Annotated in this window: 13 protein-coding genes; 1 reads left to right on the top strand and 12 read right to left on the bottom strand. The window is 52.6% G+C overall.

Annotated elements, in window-relative coordinates:
* Window position 1: 1 nt before the first annotated feature.
* The 3 genes from treC to NST84_RS21805 all read right to left on the bottom strand — a co-directional run bounded on the left by treC (window position 2) and on the right by NST84_RS21805 (window position 4,195).
* On the bottom strand, window positions 2-1,705 hold the full coding sequence (gene treC, locus NST84_RS21795; RefSeq protein ID WP_342562237.1) for an alpha,alpha-phosphotrehalase: 1,704 nt from the start codon (window positions 1,703-1,705) through the stop codon (window positions 2-4).
* A 417-nt stretch (window positions 1,706-2,122) separates the two neighbouring features.
* Complete coding sequence (locus tag NST84_RS21800) at window positions 2,123-3,028, bottom strand: dihydrodipicolinate synthase family protein (protein WP_342562238.1); 906 nt, start codon at window positions 3,026-3,028, stop codon at window positions 2,123-2,125.
* 219 nt (window positions 3,029-3,247) lie between these two features.
* Window positions 3,248-4,195 (bottom strand): aldo/keto reductase, encoded by a 948-nt coding sequence (locus tag NST84_RS21805; protein WP_342562239.1) that lies wholly within the window; start codon window positions 4,193-4,195, stop codon window positions 3,248-3,250.
* 157 nt (window positions 4,196-4,352) lie between these two features.
* Between NST84_RS21805 and NST84_RS21810 the strand changes: the two genes are divergently transcribed.
* Window positions 4,353-5,027 (top strand): TetR/AcrR family transcriptional regulator, encoded by a 675-nt coding sequence (locus NST84_RS21810; protein WP_342562240.1) that lies wholly within the window; start codon window positions 4,353-4,355, stop codon window positions 5,025-5,027.
* Between the two features lie 58 nt (window positions 5,028-5,085).
* Here the strand turns inward: NST84_RS21810 and NST84_RS21815 are convergent, their stop codons facing one another.
* The 9 genes from NST84_RS21815 to NST84_RS21855 all read right to left on the bottom strand — a co-directional run bounded on the left by NST84_RS21815 (window position 5,086) and on the right by NST84_RS21855 (window position 19,504).
* Window positions 5,086-6,429, bottom strand: a complete 1,344-nt coding sequence (locus tag NST84_RS21815) for a GH1 family beta-glucosidase (protein ID WP_342562241.1) — start codon at window positions 6,427-6,429, stop codon at window positions 5,086-5,088.
* A gap of 5 nt (window positions 6,430-6,434) precedes the next feature.
* On the bottom strand, window positions 6,435-8,012 hold the full coding sequence (locus NST84_RS21820) for a glycoside hydrolase family 43 protein (RefSeq protein ID WP_342562242.1): 1,578 nt from the start codon (window positions 8,010-8,012) through the stop codon (window positions 6,435-6,437).
* A gap of 2 nt (window positions 8,013-8,014) precedes the next feature.
* Window positions 8,015-10,693 (bottom strand): glycosylhydrolase-like jelly roll fold domain-containing protein, encoded by a 2,679-nt coding sequence (locus NST84_RS21825; RefSeq protein ID WP_342562243.1) that lies wholly within the window; start codon window positions 10,691-10,693, stop codon window positions 8,015-8,017.
* Window positions 10,694-10,741: 48 nt separating this feature from the next.
* Window positions 10,742-11,611 (bottom strand): carbohydrate ABC transporter permease, encoded by an 870-nt coding sequence (locus tag NST84_RS21830; RefSeq protein ID WP_342562244.1) that lies wholly within the window; start codon window positions 11,609-11,611, stop codon window positions 10,742-10,744.
* 1 nt (window position 11,612) lies between these two features.
* Window positions 11,613-12,518: an ABC transporter permease subunit gene (locus NST84_RS21835; protein WP_068724901.1), complete on the bottom strand. Its 906-nt coding sequence runs from the start codon at window positions 12,516-12,518 to the stop codon at window positions 11,613-11,615.
* 132 nt (window positions 12,519-12,650) lie between these two features.
* Window positions 12,651-14,426 carry a family 43 glycosylhydrolase gene (locus NST84_RS21840; protein ID WP_342562245.1) on the bottom strand — a complete coding sequence of 592 codons (1,776 nt, stop codon included), beginning with the start codon at window positions 14,424-14,426 and terminating at the stop codon, window positions 12,651-12,653.
* On the bottom strand, window positions 14,402-15,991 hold the full coding sequence (locus NST84_RS21845) for an ABC transporter substrate-binding protein (RefSeq protein WP_342562246.1): 1,590 nt from the start codon (window positions 15,989-15,991) through the stop codon (window positions 14,402-14,404). Before NST84_RS21845 ends, NST84_RS21840 begins: the two co-directional genes overlap by 25 nt.
* Before the next feature lie 148 nt (window positions 15,992-16,139).
* Window positions 16,140-17,723, bottom strand: a complete 1,584-nt coding sequence (locus NST84_RS21850) for a helix-turn-helix domain-containing protein (RefSeq protein ID WP_342562247.1) — start codon at window positions 17,721-17,723, stop codon at window positions 16,140-16,142.
* The gene (locus NST84_RS21855; RefSeq protein WP_342562248.1) at window positions 17,720-19,504 is read right to left on the bottom strand and encodes a sensor histidine kinase; all 1,785 of its coding nucleotides are present in this window, start codon (window positions 19,502-19,504) and stop codon (window positions 17,720-17,722) included. Before NST84_RS21855 ends, NST84_RS21850 begins: the two co-directional genes overlap by 4 nt.
* Window positions 19,505-19,528 lie beyond the last annotated feature (24 nt).

Here is a 19,528-nt window from a genome sequence, read left to right on the forward strand (position 1 = left end):
TTTAGCGGATCAGCCACATGTAGGATGCATATGGACTAAGCGGAAGGTCCTGTGCCAAGGCCGGAGCTTCTGACGTATTGCCGATCAGCAGCTGCTGTCCGGTTACACAGCCCAGCTCTCCCCATTGCTTGTCTCCGAAGCGGAAGGTGACTTCTTTTCTGCTGAAATTCGAAACGACCACCAGTGTCTCTCCCTCTGCCTGTCTGGCATAAGCGAACACCTCAGGATGAGCCTCATCCAGTCTTATGAAGTTCCCCAGAACAAACACATCATGCTCCTTGCGCAGGGCAATCAGTTTGCGGTAATGATGCAGGATGGAATCGGGATCGGCCAGCTCTTTGCGCACATTGATATCGGGATACCGCTCATCGACCTTAATCCACGGGGTCCCTGTAGTGAAGCCGGCATTATGGCTGTCATCCCACTGCATCGGTGTCCGGGAATTGTCACGTGAACGCTCCTGAAGGATGCTGAGCGCGGTCCCCGGCTTTTTACCCTGCTCCTGCAAAATCCGGTACATGTTCAGCGACTCAATATCGCGGAATTCCTCAATCCCCTTCCAGATCGGGTTCGGCATGCCGATTTCTTCGCCCTGGTAGACATAAGGGGTACCCTGCATGCCATGCAGCGTTGTCGCCAGCAGCTTCGCGCTTTCCACACGGTAGGCCTTATCGTCGGCGAATCTGGAAATGGCCCGCGGCTGATCATGATTGTTGAAGAACAAGGCGTTCCAGCCTCCGCCCTGCTGCATTCCGGTCTGCCACTGCGTGAACAGCCGTTTCATCGCCTCAAAATCATACGGCATCAGCTCCCACTTCTGCCCGTTCGGATAATCCACCTTCAGATGATGGAAATTGAACGTCATGGAGAACTCCCGCTCCTCAGGACTCGAATACCGGATGCAATGCTCAAGCGTCGTCGAGGACATCTCACCAACCGTAACCATCTCATAAGGCCCGAACACCTCATCGTACATCGCCTTGATGAATTCATGAACCCGCGGTCCGTCGGTGTAGAACTTGCGTCCGTCTCCCGGCGGCACGCTGCCGTCATCATCAGGGAAGCGCTGGTCCTTGGAAATCACGTTAATGACATCCATCCGGAAGCCGTCAACGCCCTTTTTCGCCCAGAATAGCATCATATTATTCACTGCCCGGCGTACCTTTTCGTTCTCCCAGTTGAGATCTGCTTGAGTTTTGTCATACAGGGTAAGAAAATACTGTCCCGACGCCTCGTCGAACTGCCAGGCCGGCCCGCCAAACTTTGACTGCCAGTTGTTCGGCAGCCCGCCATCCGGTCCCGGGTCCTTCCAGATATAATAGTCGCGGTACGGGTTGTCCTTGCCTGAAGATGCCTGCTTGAACCATTCATGTTCAACCGAGGTATGATTGACCACAATATCGGTCATCAGCTTCATACCGCGCCGGTGCAGCTCCTGCACAAGCTCGTCGAAGTCCTCCATCGTGCCGAAATCCGGGTTGATCGCCTCATAATCGGCCACGTCGTAACCGTTATCATACTGCGGCGAGACATACACCGGCTGCAGCCAGACAATATCAATGCCAAGCTCCTGCAGGTAATCCAGCTTCTCTGTAAGCCCTTTAATATCTCCTGTTCCGTTGCCTGTCGTATCTTTAAAACTTTTAGGGTATACCTGATATACCGTGGACCGGCGCCACCATTCCGAATACCGGGTCTGTGTCAAATGAAGCACCTCCAAAATTTGGTTCTCTCCCAATCATTAAACTTGTATATACAAGCTTAAACACTTCACATAGTTTAAACCTGTATATACAGGTTGCCAATATGTTTGAGGATGGACAGCCGATACGGGCTGTTTTGATTAGGTGGATGGGCGCACTTAAGGGGATTTTTCCCCTTGGGGAGGCTCGTTTGCGGACAGATGAGGCGATTCAAGGGGATTTTTCCCCTTGGGGAGGCTCGTTTGCGGACAGATGAGGCGATTCAAGGGGATTTTCCCCCTTAGTGAGGCTCGTTTGCGGTAGTTGGGGCGATTTAGTGGGATCTCCCACTTTAGCCCGGGGTATAGGTTACACATACGTTACACAAAACAAAAGCCGCCTCCCCAAGGAGGCGACTTTTTGGTGCGAACAGTGACCAACTAATTTTCTTCTAACACTGTAATCTCCCGTAGCGCTGACGACAGCTGCTCATTCACAGTTGGACTCAAGGGTAACAGCGGCAGCGGAAGAGCCGGCTCTGAAATAAAGCCTAATTGCTGTGCAATTGCTGAGGCAACACGCAGACTTCCATATTGGCGGAATAAGCCCCATAGTGGTTCGAGCAATGATGAGATTTGTTCCGCTTTCTCTTCCTCCTCCCGTCCAGCCTGAGTCAAACGGGTCAGCTGCATGCAGGTTTTTGGAAGCAGGCCGCCCAGCACTGAGAACCAGACCTCACAGCCTGCCTTTAAACCAGCTGCTGCAGTTGGATCTCCGCTAATTCCAAGCGCCACACGGAATGGAACGAGTTCACACAGATTCCCTATACGGAAACTGGCTGCTTCAGCCCCGGCAGGAACCCCGGGAATTTTTATTGCGCGGACATGGGGAAGCTGAGCAATTCTGCCGTGCAGCTCGTCGCTGAAACGAAAATGTGTGGTATTGGGATTATCGTATACGCAGAGCGGCACGGACAAATTGCTGTTCACCTGTTCATACAGATGATAAACCTCTTCATCCGTTAAAGGCTGATACGATACCGGAGATAACATAAGTGCACCTGCTCCAGCTTTCTGCGCATCCTCTGCCAAGTGCAGCACATCAAGCGTCCGGAGCGCGCTTATGCTTGTCATTACAGGTACTCCGCCTGCAGCCTGGACAGCAAGCTGTAAAACCCGTTCACGCTGTGCCCGGGTAAGATAGGCATAATTCCCTGTTGAACCCAACACTCCGATCGAGTCCACACCTGCTGAAACCAAGCGTTCTATCAAAGGGGTGAACTCTTTTTCGTTAATACCTGTTTCATCTAATGGGGTAAGCGGAAATGCGGATAAACCTTTAAACATCAGTCTGCACTCCTCCGGTAATAGTCTAGTAACATTGAGCCATTATATGAATGGATTGGCTCCATTATAAGAGCCAATCTGCAAATAAATTACCGGTCCACTCTGCCATCATACAAATTACGCAGGCCACACTTCAGGTAGACAGTACACTCCCCGCTACAATAAAAAAACAGCCGCTTACCCGAACGGGAAGCGGCTGTCTGTCTTTCTCTATAATGGTTACTCCGCCCCCGGATAACGTCCCCCAAATGCCTTAGGGCTGACCGCGTCAATCCGCGCCAGGTCGTCAGCAGTAAGCTGAATCTCGTCAGCTCCCGCATTCTCCTCCAGGTATTTCCGGCGTTTGGTTCCGGGAATCGGTACCGCCCCTTTGGCCATAGTCCAGGCAATGGCGAGTTGGGCAACCGAGCAGTTCTTTTCTGCGGCAATTTCTCCAAGCTTGTCTACAATATCTACATTCTTCTGGAAGTTGTCTCCCTGGAAGCGCGGCAGGATTCTGCGCATATCATCTGCCTTGAAGTCCTCAAATTTCTGAAGCTCTCCGGTGATGAACCCTCTGCTTAACGGGCTGTAGGCCACAAAAGTAATGCCCAGCTCATTGACTGCAGGTATAATTTCTTCCTCGACATCACGGCTCCACAGGGAGTATTCCGTCTGCAGCGCAGAAATCGGATGCACGGCATGCGCACGGCGAATGTTAGCAGCATCTGCTTCGGAAAGGCCCAGATAGCGGACTTTACCTGCTTTTACGAGATCAGCCATCGCCCCTACAGTCTCCTCGATCGGCACATTGGGATCTACCCGGTGCTGGTAATACAGATCGATATAATCGAGGCCAAGACGGTGCAGGCTCTCATCGATGGCTCTTTTCACGTAATCCGGATGTCCTCCGATAAACTCCCAGTTCGGTCCGAATGTAAATTTGGTGGCCACTACAGCCTGCTCTCTCCTGCCCTTCAAGGCTTTGCCCAGCAGCTCCTCATTATGTCCATTCCCGTAAGTGTCGGCGGTATCCAGCAGCGTAACTCCCAGCTCCAGCGCGCGGTGAACGGTTTTTATGGATTCTTCATCATCTACAGTGCCGTATATGCCCGGAGACATTCCCATCATGCCTAATCCCATAGAAGAAATGACCAGCTCACTATTTCCAAGCTTCTGTGTTTTCATATCCGTTTCCCTCTCTTTCATGGAGTAGCTTCGAGAGATAGCTTAGCATACGAATTATACAAAGTAAACACTTTTAATGTTTTTTGTATATTTTGTACACATTCAATCTATTAAATAAATTTTCAGGTTATAATACAGCATGAGGGGGTTTTGGATTGTGAACAAACCGGTAAGGAATTTGGATAAAATAAAAGAAACACGCTCCAGGCTGATTGCCAAGCTGCTGCCCTATTTGCGGAAAAACGGGCTGCAATCCGTACGGATGGACGAAATCGCCAGAGTAACGGAGGTCAGCAGGGCTACTTTATATAAATACTTTTCAACGAAAGAAGAAATCATCGGCTACATTGTCGAGGGCTTTGTTGGGTACATGAATGAACAGCTGGCTTCCTCCCCGCTGGAGTCTGAGGAGAGCTTCGGCATCCGGTTTCAGCAACTGTTTGAGCAGTCCGTCTCGCTGACTGTCTATTTTACAGAGATCTTCCTGAAGGACCTCGAAACCAGCTACCCCGAATGGCACAGCCGTTTCACTGAAGGCATGCAGCAGCGGGAAGAACAGATATTGGCCTACTATCAGGAGGGAATCCGGCGGGGCCTTTTTCATAATCTGAACGGTAAAATCCTCATTATGCAGGATGAGCTTCTGCGGGGAATGTTGAATGTTAAATATCTCATGACCAATCAGCTGACGGTGGAGCAGGTATTAACGGACTATTATCAGCTCAAAAAAATCCAGCTGTTTAAGCCGGACAAGCTATCCGCCATTAACGATGGCCTGATGAAGCCGAGAATTGAGCATCTGACGCATAAGGTTACGAGCAGTCTTTTTTAAACAGCAAAACACGCAGCCAGGGCTGCGTGTTTTTGTGTGGCAGACAACAGGAAGGGGATCAGACCTCCAGCCACCCGTTCCCGATCACTTTTTTATACCAGTAAAAGCTTGCTTTCGGCGTCCGCTTCAATGTGTTGAAGTCCACATGAATCAGCCCGAAACGTCTGCTGTATCCGTCGGCCCACTCGAAGTTATCCAGCAGCGACCAGGCCATATAGCCCTTGACCGGCACACCGTCCTCCATGGCCCGCTTCAGCTGAAGCAGATGTTTTTTCAAGTATCCGGTACGTTTATCGTCCCGCAATCTGCCTTGGACCGGATCACCGTCATAACAGGCTCCGTTCTCCGTAATATATACCGGGACAGCACCGTAGCGTTCCTTAATATGCACAAGTACTTTATACAAGCCCTGCGGATAGATCGGCCAGTTGAAGTCTGTCCGCTCATAGCCCTCGTCAATATCCTCCAGCTCGAACAGTCCGTTTCCCTGCTTATAACGTCCCAGCGAACCGGTGTAATAGTTAATTCCGAGGAAATCAACCGGCTGCCGGATATCCTCCATATCGCCCGGCTGAATCTGCACGCTTGCTCCTTGGGCTGCGAAGGCCTCTGCCATAAACTCTGGATATTCACCTTTGAAAAGCGGGTCCAAAAACCACTCCACCATCCAGCCGGTTCTGCGGCCGCAGGCAGCGATGTCCTCCTGCCGGGAGCTGAACGGCTCGCGCCAGCTGACATTCGGCGCGTAGCCGATCTCGCCGGGAACGCCACTCTGCCGGAACTGCTGCACCGTTCTGCCGTGGGCGATCATCAGATGGTGAGCGACATCCAGCGCACTCTGCAGATTCTGCTCGCCGGGAGCCAGATCACCGATGTAGTGGGCTTTGAAGGAGACACACCACGGTTCGTTGAAGGTGGTCCAGAGCTTTATTTTGCCGGCAAAGGCTTTGAACATCGTATCGGCATACCGGACAAACGCCCCGATCGTATCGCGGTTCTTCCACCCGCCCTTGTCCTGAAGCGCCTGCGGAAGATCCCAGTGATACAGGGTACAGAACGGTTCGATCCCGTTCTCCAGCAGCTTGTTCACCAGCCGGTGATAGTAATCCATTCCCTCCCGGTTCACTTCACCTGTCCCGTCCGGAAAAATCCGCGGCCAGGATATGGAGAACCGGTAGGTGCGGAGGCCAAGCTCCTTGATATAAGCGATATCTTCCTCATAACGGTGGTAGCTGTCACAGGCGGTATCGCCGTTGTCGCCGTTCCGGACCTTGCCGGGCGTATGCGCATACGTATCCCAGATCGAAAGGCCGCGCCCGCCTTCGTTCCACGCCCCTTCAATCTGATAGGCAGCCGTAGCCGCCCCCCAGCGGAAATCCTCTGGAAACTGTATAATCGGCACCCCGTTCACTCCATTTCCCTGTAGATAAAATAATCAAAGTCGGCATGCCGGCGTGTTCCTCCCAGATCCTGCACACAGACCCCGATAAAGGTTCCGGTAAAACGCAGCGGCTCCTTGGCCTCATCCGAGAGATGGGCGATGTGGATCTCCCCGCCCGCTGGAGACCAGCTGCCTGCTTCAACCGCATAATAGAATTGCAGAGTATCCCGGCTGACCACCGCTCTGAGATACACCGCACCTGCGTCCGGCAGGGGAAGGTCCGCTTCAAGCAGCTCGTCATATACTCCCCGGTCGGACCGGATAATCCCGATTACTCGGCCGTGCTGTTCCAGATGTGTGATCCGTAAGTACACATAATCCTCTGTGTTGTAATAGAGGATTAGACCGGCCATCTGCTGGAAGCTGTCCGGTGCGAATTCAACCACCGTCTCCGCTTCAACGCTGAATGCCTGCTGCCGGCGGGCAACCAGGCTCTGCCGGTGGCAGGAGCTCAGCGACTCCATGCCCTTCAGCCGCAGGAAGCCCGGCCGCTCGCTGAGCGAGAGCCAGTCCGGCCCCGGTGGAATCCGCAGCGTGTTCCACTGGTCTCCCAGCTGCCGCCCGTCGAATTCATCCTTTTCCGGCTCCGCTGCGAACAGGTAAGGCGGCAGGGCTGGTGCCTTTACCCGGGCAGATGGGACATTCCCGCCCCCTTCCAGGCGCAGCCAGTCCTCTTCATCCCAGTAGCACTTCTGCAGAGCCGTTTCCCGGCCCAGAATACAGTGAAAACCGTCTACAGGCCTTGCACACAGATGGGCCATGTACCATTCCCCGGACGGGGTTTCTATCAGCGACCCGTGACCGGCCTTCTGGAGCAGCAGCTCCGGATGGCCGCCGCTGCTCAGCATCGGGTTATGCGAATCTACCTCATACGGTCCCAGCAGGGTAGCAGAGCGGGCCATCGTAACGGCATGCTTGTACCTTGTTCCGCCTTCTGCTGTCAGCAGGTAGTAATAACCGCTGCGCTTATACAGATGCGGGCCTTCCGTAAAGCCGATCTCCGTACCTTCAAAAATCGCCGTAACCGGGCCAATCAGCCGTCTCTCCGCCTCTGAATATTCCTGGATAACGATGCCGCCGAATTTGTTCTTCCCCTTGCGGAAATCCCAGCGCATGTTGAGCAGCCATTTCCGGCCGTCCTCATCATGGAACAGGGACGGGTCGAATCCGCTGCTGTTCAGATAGACCGGATCGGACCACGGCCCTTCTATGCTGGAAGCGGTCACCAGATAATTATGGGTATCCTTGAAAGCACCCTTGTGCGACTTCACATCGGTATAAATTAAATAGAACAGGCCGTTGTCATAGGTCAGGCAGGGTGCCCATACGCCGTCGGAGTCCCCGTTACCCGCCATATTCAGCTGGGATATCCGGTCCAGCGGCCGTTTCAGCAGCCTCCAGTTCATCAGATCCCTGGAGTGGTAAATCTGCACGCCCGGAAACCATTCAAAGGTGGACGTAGCAATGTAATAATCATCCTCTACGCGGACTATCGACGGATCGGGGTTAAATCCGCGCAGCACAGGATTCGTAATGACGTTCATCCCTAAGCCTCCTTCACCAGACGCCGCAGCGGCGTTACTGTCACCGGGCCGATCAGCCCGCTCGGGTCCTGCTGGGCAAAGGCAGACAGGAAATCCTGCTGATCCTTAGCCAGCGTATTGGTAACCTCAACAACGAGCGTATTGGTTCCTTGGCGGATGGCCCCGGTTACCTCCATCCGGTACGGAGGACAGATACACAGGCCTGCAGGCTGGCCGTTGATCCATGCTTCCGCCGTTTCGTAAACTTCTCCCAGCTCAAGTAATATGCTGTCAGCAGAATCCTCCCACTCGAACTCCGTTTCATACCGGAACGTTCCGGAGAATTCCGGCAGCAGGTCCGGTGCGCTCATATTTTGTAATGTTTTTAACGTGACCGGCGCGTCAAACGCAGGATAGGACTCCGAAACAGCTGTGGAAACCGTCCATTCGCCCTGCAGCGTTAGCTCCGGCCCGTCCGCAGTCCATGCCCGTTCAGCAGAGCAATCTGCAAGTACAGCGCCGTAAAGCAGCACGATGGATTCATACGGATGAAGCTCAAGCTCCACTGTTGCTGCTCCTGATTCGCCGCTTGGCTCCATCAGCGTTAACTGGTTGCGGAAGGCGTCATAACCATATACCGCGCCCTCTCCAGCAAGAGGCAGGGTAACCTTCGTGGAGATGACTTTATGCGGGCTTTCATTAAAGAACATAAAAACATCCGAATCCTCATGTACATAATGGTAATTCCGCAGATACGGCTCGTATCCGTCTGCCTTAATTTCGTAATAGCCAGCGGCGGTAAGCATGTCTGCAAGCCCTTTTAATCCGCTAATCTTCACATTCGGGCAGGCAGAAAGGAATGACAATGCAGCGGACACATCTGTACCCTCACTGGAGCGTACCGGAAGTCCATCTACAAAGTACACAGGCAGCCCCAGCCCCGCATAATCCGCCAGCTGCCGGAGCAGCTCCGCCGGAAGCGCCTCCGCATACGGGATAATTAGGCACTGATATTCCTCAAGGTTAACATGCAGCTTACTGTCTTTAACCTTCGCCTCATCCAGCAGAATATCAGCCGGAAGCACCTCACAGTCGATCTGATGCTGCAGCAGCACCCTTACCGGCTTATGGAAATACATCGCTTCCCCTGACCACTCCGCTTCCCCATGGTACAGGACGGCTGCGGTTGCCACATGTCTGCCGCCTGAAATCAGATGGCTGATCCGGTTAATGTACCGGTTCAGATAACCGTAGTAGCGGTACTGCGGGTTCTTCCCGCCTGCATACATATGAGGGCCGCAGTCCGGGTCCGGGAACGGCTTCTGGGTAAAAGCATGCGGCACAAACCGGTTCACACCGCGCACCAGCATATGATCCGTCAGCCACTTCATCAGCTTCAGGCCTTCGGTCCAGCCGTAGGCACCATAGACCTCGCACATCGTCCGGCCCTGCTTCTTCGGATCAATATGCCCGAGCGATACCCCGAGCTTGGCCAGGCCATAGTGGAAAAATTCACTGTCTGTCACGCCTGAAGCCGAGCGGAAGGAAATTTCATCGAAGCCGGGAACGATCTGCCACAGCACCACATCAAGGCCTGACATATCCTGCCCCCACATGGACCGGAAGAAATGTCCTGCGCCGGGACCGAGTCTGGCGTGAACATTGTTATCTTCAAGCACATGTCCGATATACTCCACCCCGCGCGCTCTGCACCAATCTCCAAGCTGATTACAGAAATTCTCCGCATACAGCCTGCTGACAATATTCATGTAGCTGTAACGGACTCTGTCCGATTGTTCGCCCGCGTCATGCCAGAGGAGATGCAGCTGGTTGCGGTAATCCCCGCCCAAAGCCTGCTCCAGCAGAGGCGGCATGTCACTGCTCCAAGGGAGCGATACTCCGGCTTTGCCCGGACGGGATTCGAAATCAAATGTCGTCTTGTCATTGTAAAAGCCCGGTTCATCCGAGAAAAAGCCGGCAAAGGTCTGCCCGAAATCATCCTTATAACGCTCATAGATTGCCTCATAAACCGTATCGAGCAGGATCCGGACAGATGCCCGGTCCAGCGGGTTCAAGTAATCCGCCTGCTTTTCACTGCCGCCCTGGTTGTCCTCCGAAATAACAAAGACCCGCCAATATCCTTCAGGAATATCCCAGTAAACGATACCTGCCTGTATGCGGTCTGTAAGGTCGATGGATTCACTGAGCAATGCCCCGCTTACAGGGTCGCGGCGGACGGCGGTCACAGAGATCAGCTTGTTCCGGCCGCTGGCATTTGTTCTGAGAGAGATCGTCGGCCGGAGTCCTGTCATCAGCAGCGTATCGACCAGCAGAGAAGCCCCCGGCGCAGGTCCAACCGTATCCACATAACGTTCACCCAGGAATTTGCGGTGCAGCTCCTCCGGCGCCTCCTTTACCTTGCCTGCCGCATGCCCGGTCGGAAAATGGTCATCATCCAGCAGCCACACCTTCATTCCGCGCTTGCGCGCCTCGTCCATAATAATGTCCATATCCAGCCACCACTTCGGTCCGAGAAAATCCGGATGCGGCCGGGCCTCGATACAGACCGCCCCGATGCCCGATTCGTGAACCCGGGCCATTTCCTCCCGGATCATCTCTTCTTCTTCCCCATGCTGCCAGAGAAACGGAAGAATATAATTCTCTTCCCGGCCCTGAAGCACTTCTGTTATACGACTGCTCATATATACCTCCTGCAGACTAAATTCGTATGCCTCATACTTTTCACCTGATTATCCTTTTACCGAGCCGATCATCGCACCTTTAACGAAATACTTCTGCAGGAACGGATACACCACAATAATCGGAACAATGGCAAAAATTACGGTTGCCGCTCTTAACGTGCGCTCGTTGTAGTTGAGATTGGCTGTTGAAGCGGCACCTGCCATAATCACGCTGTCGTCGGTAATGAACTGGCGGATCTTGATCTGCAGCGGGAACCAGCTGGTGTCCTGCAGGAAGAACAGCGGATGCTGGAACTGATTCCACAGTACCACGCCGTAGAACAAGGCGAGCGTTGCAAGCACTGCCTTGGACAGCGGGAGCACGAACTGGAACAGCATCCGGAAATATCCGCAGCCCTCCAGGAAGGCCGCTTCCTCCAATTCCTTGGAGAACTGCTTGAAGAAGGTCCGCATAATGATCAGATTGAACGGATTCAGAATATGCGGGATGATCAGCACCAGCGGATTATCATACAGGCCGATGCCCCGTACCGTCAGGAAGTAAGGCACAATCGGCGCTTTGAAGATCATCGCGATAACAACAGCCATCATAATGACCGAACCCCAGCGGAATTCCGGCTTGGACAGCGGATAAGCGAACAAGGCGGTCATCAGCAGGGCCAGCACCGTACCGCTGAGCGTTGTGGTAAGGGTCAGAAAGAACGATCTCCACAGGTCGGGACGGTCGATAATATAACTCCAGGAGTCAAACGTAAATTGCTTCGGCCACAGGGTGACCAGGTTCATGTCCACCGCACTTTTCGAGCTTAACGAAGTTGAAATAACGGACACCAGCGGAATCAAGGCCACAACCGAGAAAAGAATGAGCAGCCCGGTGATTACTCCTACAAATACTTTTTCGCTTCTTGATGTAAGCATCTTACCAGAGCCCCCCGTCTGAAACCTTTTTAGACAGCTTGTTGAAGGTGTAGACCATTATAAATCCGATAACGGACTGGAACAGGCCTACTGCCGTGGCGAAGCTGTATTGCCCTTGCTGAATACCTGTGCGGAATACATAGGTATCGAGAATATCCCCGACGTTGTAGGTCATCGGCGTCAGCAGGTTGTAGACCTGATCGAAGCCGAGATCCAGGAAGTTCCCGATATCCAGCAGGAACAGTACAAGCACCGTAGGCAGAAGAATCGGGAAGGTGATATGCCGGATCTGCCGGAATCGGGAGGCTCCATCGATCATCGCTGATTCGTAGAGCTGCGGATCAATGGCACTGATGGCCGCCATATAGACGACGGTGCCCCAGCCTGCATCCTTCCAGATGGAGGCGAGTACATAAATCGGCCGGAAGTATGCGCTTTCCTGCATCGCCAGGACAGGCTCGCTGCCGAACCATCCGAGGACAATGTTAAACATCCCGCTTAAGGAAAAGAAATCGAAGAGAATACCGCCTACGATAACCCAGGAGAGAAAATGCGGAATGTACAGCGCAGTCTGAATTCCTTTTTTGAGCGCCGATTTCCGGATCTCATTGATCATCATGGCCAGCAGCACAGGAATCGGAAATACAATGGTAAGCTTGAACAGGCCCAGCAGCAGCGTGTTGCTGAATACTCGCAGGAAATCGGGATGCTTCAGCAGGGTTTCGAAGTGCTTGAACCCTGCCCAGGGGCTGTCTATAAACCCCTGGAATACGGAATAATCTTTGAAGGCGATTACAGCACCGGCCAGCGGAATGAATTTGAATACGATCAGAAAGATCATTCCCGGGATCGCCATGACATACAGCGGCCAGTACACCTTCAGTTGATGAGATGCAATAAATTTCAAAGTGTTCCCCCCATTATCCAGACGTTGAATTCGTTTACAATGTAACTATATGCCCAGTCCGATAACGTCTCAATTGGGCGTTTTTAAGTTCATTCAGGGTCATTTTCAACAGAATGAAGACGCCGCCTCCGGCTAGACCGCCCGGTGTATCCAGCCCTCAGTGATACCGGTTTCATTGAACGCGTCTACCCGCACATATACCGGCTGGTCTGCGATCAGTGCACCGATCATTACATCTTTGCACCCGAATACCATATGGCTGTGATACAGCTTGTCCGCTGCATAACCCCAGAGCACGTTGTATCCTGTAGCTGTACTCCCGTCCCAGCGTACGTGAAGATCAAGCTTATTCTCGAGCACAGTTACTACTCCGCTAGTCTGTTCAGGCAGCTCTCCCGTCCCCTTCCCGAACACCCTGAGCCCGGATATGCAGGCCTGCTGGCCGAACGGCAGCTCCATTACGGTGCACCGGATAAACCGGGCTGTGATTCCTTCTTCCCGCACAATCAGATCATGCGGCAGATCTGTAGCAGCTTCTGTCTTATCCTCCATTACAAAATACTCCACGCCGTCCAGTGAGCCTTCCAGCAGCCAGCGGGTGAAGAACTGCTTCCGGACAATATAGCGGTTCTTCTGCAGCACGGCTTCTGCCGGAAGGTCAACCTGCAGCCGGTCATCCGCAAAATTGATCTGCACCGCATGTACGCTGCATTCCTGCTTCAAATCCAGTTCCAGCCACTCCCCCGGTTGGCTGGAGCCGGCTCTCCACCAGGTCTGAACATTTTCATCTGCCGCCCTGGAGGGCTCATAACCCGGCTCTGAGGATGAAGCTGCGGCCGGCTTGTTATAAGAGAGCAGCATCCATTCAGGCTTGCTCCATGGGTCCATCCGCCTCTGCTCCAGCCGGTACGGCCAATCGCCGAAGCGCTGGTTGCAGAACAGGTCGCCGTCACTGTCGAACCCCGCCGGCCACAAGCCTATCCTTCTTTCAAACAAGTGGTTCATGCTGATCCGCATCGTAGAAATATGCCACAGATTGCCGTAATGGTCCGCCTGTGTAGAGCCATGCCCGGCTCCCGGCATAAAGCCGCCGGGCTTATAAGAGAAGGGATTATTGTCCGCCAATCTGAACGGGCCCAGCGGTTTATCTGAAATATAGACCGCATCCGAGTAAATATTATGCTCCGTACCCGGACTGGCATATTGCAGATAGTAAGTCCCGTTATGCTTGTCCATCCACGCTCCTTCAATATAAGGAGCGGTTCCATCCTCAATATGATTTTCGCCCTTTCTTTCATAACCCAGCTCACCGGAGTTTCCATGAATAAGGGCAATGGGGTCTGATAACGGCTGCATGTCCCCGGGATTAAGCTCTACGCCGTAAATAGGCGTAACATTGGAGCATCCCCAGTAGAAATACAGTCTTCCGTCCTCATCCTGGAACAGGTTAGGGTCCCAGAAGGGAAAGCTCCCTGGTATTTCTTCAAAATCACCGTTCACCGGATCTTTGGTTCTGTAGAACGAGCAATTTTTGGATTTATCCGAGGCGGAGAAATACAAATAGTCACCGATGACCCGCACATCAGGTGCGTAGTCGTACACAGGCACACCCTCAAGCGGATGGAAGGTCCAGGCGGTGAGATCGGTGCTTGTCAGAAATCCCGCAGTCATAGACGGAAACAGATAGTACGCTCCGTGAAAAATAATCAGGGTAGGATCAGCCGCTTCCCTGAATGCCCCTCGCTTGCCCATAAACTCAACTATCTGGTATTTGTATTCGATGTTTAGCGGATTGCACAGGTAAGTCATGTAGCTCCACTCTCCTTGATAAAAATAAATCCGCCCGGCAGCAGACGCCGGGCGGACTTTTGCAGCAATAGCGCCTATTTCTTGATCTTCGCGTACCATTCTCTGGCCCGCTTGGTTACCTCTTCGCCGCCGGACTTGTTCCATTTCTCGACGAACTCGTCAAATTTGCTGATTGGATACTGCCCAAGGATAATTTTGCTGGCATACTCTACATAGAGTGTACGGTTGTTAATATCCGGATAGCCGTCGTATACGCTGGCCGGCATACCGTCACCGGCGATCACCTTGGCATATTTCTGGGCTTCCTGCATATTGCGGTTCACCTGGTCAATTGCCCACATCCGGTCTTCGGAAGCTGTGCTCTTATTCAGATCCATCATGAAATCAAGCGTAGATATTTTGGCATACGGATCGAGAATCAGATTTTCCTGTGTACTCTTGTCGTCCGGCAGTCTGGTTGCCTGGCCGTCCTTCATCGTATAGTGCATGCCTTCTACTCCGAGATACAAGTCCTTCCAGACCTTCGGATCATACATATTGTTCAGCAGCTTCAGGGTAGCCATCAGCTTCTTCTCGTCCTTGTTGTTCTTCACTACCCAGGCAGGAGGCGTAAAGCGTTTCCATGTATAGAAGCCTTCATAGCCCTCAACCTTCGGAACCGGCAGCACTGTAAATTCAGCCTTTACCCCTGTGTTCTTGAACAGATTTTCCAGAGGCAGATAGCCGGATTCAACCCAGTGGAAGTAATTTCCGACTTTATCGGCATGGATTTTGCCGTCCCACTTATCTTTGGAATTCAGCAGCGATTCCTTGTCCATGAGGCCTTCCTGATACAGCTTGGCCATGTACTCTAGCGCAGCCTTCATGTTCGGGGTTACGGCAGAGTAGGTCAGCTCACCGTCATAGATATCCCAGTCCGGATAGCCTTCAAACATCGCTACACCATACATTGCGAACAGATGATCCATCCAGCGTGCCTGCTCCCGTCCGCCTGTAGGAAGCTCATCCTGCTGTCCGTTACCGTTCGGATCCTGATCCCGGAATGCAATCAGAACTTTTTCGTACTCCTCCTGGGTTGTCGGCATCTGCAGGCCCAGCTTGTCGAGCCAATCCTGGCGGATCATGCCGGCATATCTTCCGTAGTCCACCATCCCCGGGATGTAATAGATCTTGCCCTGGCCCGTAGGGTCATTGGCTTTGACGATATCCCACATGTCCTGCGGGATGGCATTCCACAGGTTCGGCGCGTATTCAGGCAGCAGATCTGTCAGATCGGCGAGCGCACCGTTTTTCGCCAGGCTGTCTTCCAGTCCCTGCTGCGGCAGGAACAGATCCGGCATTTCGTTGGCGGCAATCTTCAGGTTCAGCTGGTTCAGGTAATTCGTCCCCCCGTTCCACTCCACATACGGATGAAGGACGCCGACGCCAAGCTTTTCCTTGTAGAATTCGTACAGCTTGCTCCCCTTCTCAATCGGCTTGTAGCCAATGTTGGTGCCCCAGACCTCGATGTCAACAATCTCGTCTCCGGCAGCACTCTGGTTTTGGCTCTGGCTCTGGTTATCAGCGGCAGAATTTCCGGCATTGTTGTTACCGCCACAAGCGGTTACAGCGGTAATGGCCAGGGCACCGGTTGCCAGTATTAACCCGATCTTTTTAAATTTCATGTTTCTCCCCCTTAACAGGCTATTTATTGAATCCGCTTACAATAGCAATAATATAATTTGCACAACTGCTCTACAATTAGTCATTTTTAAGTTTAAACATGCTATTTTTAAGTTAAAAACCACTCCTGCAGGAAGTGGTTTTCCCCGGTCAGCCGCCCGGCAGATTCCGCCGGAACTCCCGCGGCTTGCAGCCTGTCAGCTTTTCGAACATTCGGGCAAAATGCTGGGTATCCGTATAGCCGACCCTCTGGCAGACCTCATATACCTTCAAATCTGTATTTTCCAGCAGCTCCTTTGCTTTGTCGATCCGGGTTTGGGTCAGATAATTCAGATAATTTCCGCCCGTCTTCCGTTTAAACAGCTGGCTCAAATAGTACGGGCTGATAAAGAACCTCGCAGCCAGATCGGCCAGACTGATCTGTTCATTGTAATGCTTGGATACGTACGCCTTAATCTCGGAGATGACGTCTTTTTTGCGGGACAGATCATGCTCCGCCTTGAATGCAATTACCCCGCGGATGACCTGGATCATCCATTCCTCCAGATACTCCAGTGTCTGAAACCGGGAGATTCCCTCCAGAGACAAAATATGGCGGCCTACCAGCTCATTCTGCTGCAGCTGCTGGAAGGACAACTTCCGGATGCTGGACAGCAGGATATTCAGGCACGATTGCTGCAGCTCCGCCGGATTCATCCCCGGCCCCTCAGCCATAACGCGGAACATCTCTCTGATGACAGCCACACATTCGTCCTCATTCATGTTATCCAGCGCCTCTTCCAGCCTGATAATCAGCTCTTCCGGGACCGGCTGGCTGCAGCCGGCGAGTTTGATTATCTCACTGTAGGAGATGACCGGATCTCCTCCCTTAATCACCTTATAGCTCAGTGCATTACGCGCCTCTTCAAAGGATTGGCTGATGCCCGAAGCCCGCTTATAGACGGTACCGAGGCCGATGCAGGCCGGAAGATTCAGCTCAGAGGCCAAGGCCTGCTTCAGGCCCTGCACCGCATGAAGCAGGCGTACGTACGGAATGGTACTGTTATGGGCAATGACCACCGCAATCTGCGGCCCCATGTAACGGAAGCGGTACACTTTATGATAGTGCCGGAGCGTCAGGTCAATCAGCCGGAAAAGCGGCTGGAAGCCCGTTTCTTTCAGCTGACCGGTGCTGCTGCCGAAATCCAGCAGCAAGGAAGTGAACCAGATTCCTGCTGTAGGAATCTGCGCTTCGCGCAGCAGCTCTGCCTCAAGCTCCGTATGATCAGGCCCGATATCGATGATGTCTCGCAGTGTTTCCTCCTGCATCCGGCTGCTGACCTCATGCTTCAGCTCATCCAGCTTTTGCGTTCTGAGCTTGTCAGCCCGGATCGTCTCGATCACCTGGTTCACGCTGCTGCGCAGCTCCTCCTCCTCAACGGGCTTGTTGATGTAGAACTGCACACCCAGCTTCATTCCTCTTCGTGCATACTCAAAATCGGCATAGCCGCTCAGCAGGATAAACTTCGTTTGTATACCGGCATCCACTGCCATTTTGATCATATCCAGCCCGTCTGCTTTGGGCATGCGGATATCCGTAATGGCAATGTCCGGCTCTAGCCGCCGGATCAGCTCGAAGCCTTCGAGTCCGTTGTATGCTGTGCCAGCCACTCTGCAATCGGGAAGATAGCGCCCGATAAGCTTTTTAATGCCCTCCACAATGCCCTTCTCATCATCGATCACAACAATTTTCATCCCTGGTCCCTCCTGCTCCCCGGAATCAGGACTTCAATGGACGTTCCATCCTGGATTCCGGCAACAATCGTCAGATAATATTTTTCTCCATAATGCAGCTTGATGCGTTCTGCGATATTTTGCAGGCCAAGTCCCTTCTCCGGCTGATCATTTACATCCTCAAGCTTGTACTTATGGGAATCCGCCCCCTCCAGAGCAGCAAGCAGCTGTACCTGCTTGTCCGGACTCATCCCGGCACCGTCATCCGTTATCCGCAGCAGCATCTCCCTCTCATCTGTCCAATGACCTTCGATGGTAATGGTCATAATGCGGCTGTAGTCTTCAAATCCGTGATTAATGCTGTTTTCCACGATCGGCTGGAATACAAGCGGAATGATGCTGCAATCCAGCATCTCATCAGGAATGTTCAGCTCAAGCCTGAAGGAATGGTCAAACCGGATATTTTGCAGCTGCAGATAATTGGCCGTATACTCCAGCTCATGCCTTACGGAGTGCTGCCTGCCCTCTTTATTCAAGGTCAGCCGGAACATGCGGGCCAATATTTTAATCATGTCTGCCGTTTCGTCGTCATCCTTGACCAGCGCCTTCATCCGGATCGATTCCAGCGTATTGTAGAGCATATGGGGATTGATCTGATTCTGAAGCGCGATAAATTTAGCCTGGCGCTGCTTGATTTCCCCGATGTATACATCCTCAATCAGGGTTCGGATCGTTATAATCATCTTGTTGTAGCTGTGCACGAGACTGCCGATCTCATCACCCCCCTGCTCTTTTTCGATCGCAAGATATTGTCCCACCTCAGCTTGCTTCATGCTTCTGCGCAGCGCCTTAATCGGCCTCGTTATCGTATAGCTCAGACCAAAGGAGAACAGCATGATGACCAGACAGCTTGTCAGAATGACGATGACAGTCATGACCTTAATCTGATTAATCTTCTGCAGCAGCATGGAGCGGGGAATATCCGTCCGGATCAGCAGCTCTCCCTGGGCTGTACTGCTCAGCAGCACAATATGATCCTCATCCTTCTTGTCCTGGAGATATTGCTCGCTCGAATCCAGCAGCTGCTTCCAGGACAGCCTTCCGCTCGCTGCATCAGAGTGGTAGACGATCTGCTGCTGCAGGTTCGTTATGACAACACTGATCCCGTACTTGTCCCGGGCCAGTATAAACTCATGATCGAGCTGCAGCAGGGTAAACGGGTCCAGATCAATCAGCAGCATGCCCGCATAGGCCCCGTCCGAGCTGAACAGCACTCTTCCCGCAGTCACTACCGCACCTTCCTCTTTATCCTCATAATAGGAACGGTCATGCAGGCCGGTTATAAAGAAGGTCTCGCCGGAGTCCCGGAGCCTCGTATACCATTCCTGGACGAGTAGCTCCTTTTCATCAACCTTGTTGGTTGAATTACTAAACTGATATACACTGTCATCCCTGCTCACCAGCATCACGCTGCTCATTTCAGATTTAAGCAGAGCTAATCTCATCAGGAGCCGCTGCACCGCCAGCCGCTGGTCAATCACCTTGTCAAAAGGCAGATTCTCCGCCTCGCCGAGACTGTAAATAAGATCGTTATCAACCAGCACCGACTTCGTAACCTCTTCGTATTCCTTCAAAAATTCGTTCAGGGTTGTCCGGATCTGCGACGTATACAGTGAAGCGAACTCCTCGGAGGAATCCTCCAGTCCTCTGGCTGACTGCTGAAATATGAACGCGCTTACAAATGACAAGGGAATAACACACACCAGTAAATAGCCCAGCATCAGCTTATTTTGCAGCTTCATATTTCGTACTCTGACAACCCGTTT

It is taken from the genome of Paenibacillus sp. FSL R7-0345 (assembly GCF_038595055.1).
Lineage (GTDB): Bacteria > Bacillota > Bacilli > Paenibacillales > Paenibacillaceae > Paenibacillus_AQ.

Excerpts from the sequence above, each read along its gene's own strand:
- NST84_RS21800 (WP_342562238.1), bottom strand. The coding sequence starts at position 3,028 with ATGTTTAAAGGTTTATCCGCATTTCCGCTTACCCCATTAGATGAAACA.
- NST84_RS21805 (WP_342562239.1), bottom strand. The coding sequence starts at position 4,195 with ATGAAAACACAGAAGCTTGGAAATAGTGAGCTGGTCATTTCTTCTATG.
- NST84_RS21820 (WP_342562242.1), bottom strand. The coding sequence starts at position 8,012 with ATGAACGTCATTACGAATCCTGTGCTGCGCGGATTTAACCCCGATCCG.
- NST84_RS21825 (WP_342562243.1), bottom strand. The coding sequence starts at position 10,693 with ATGAGCAGTCGTATAACAGAAGTGCTTCAGGGCCGGGAAGAGAATTAT.
- NST84_RS21830 (WP_342562244.1), bottom strand. The coding sequence starts at position 11,611 with ATGCTTACATCAAGAAGCGAAAAAGTATTTGTAGGAGTAATCACCGGG.
- NST84_RS21840 (WP_342562245.1), bottom strand. The coding sequence starts at position 14,426 with ATGGTACGCGAAGATCAAGAAATAGGCGCTATTGCTGCAAAAGTCCGC.
- NST84_RS21845 (WP_342562246.1), bottom strand. The coding sequence starts at position 15,991 with ATGAAATTTAAAAAGATCGGGTTAATACTGGCAACCGGTGCCCTGGCC.
- NST84_RS21850 (WP_342562247.1), bottom strand. The coding sequence starts at position 17,723 with ATGAAAATTGTTGTGATCGATGATGAGAAGGGCATTGTGGAGGGCATT.
- NST84_RS21855 (WP_342562248.1), bottom strand. The coding sequence starts at position 19,504 with ATGAAGCTGCAAAATAAGCTGATGCTGGGCTATTTACTGGTGTGTGTT.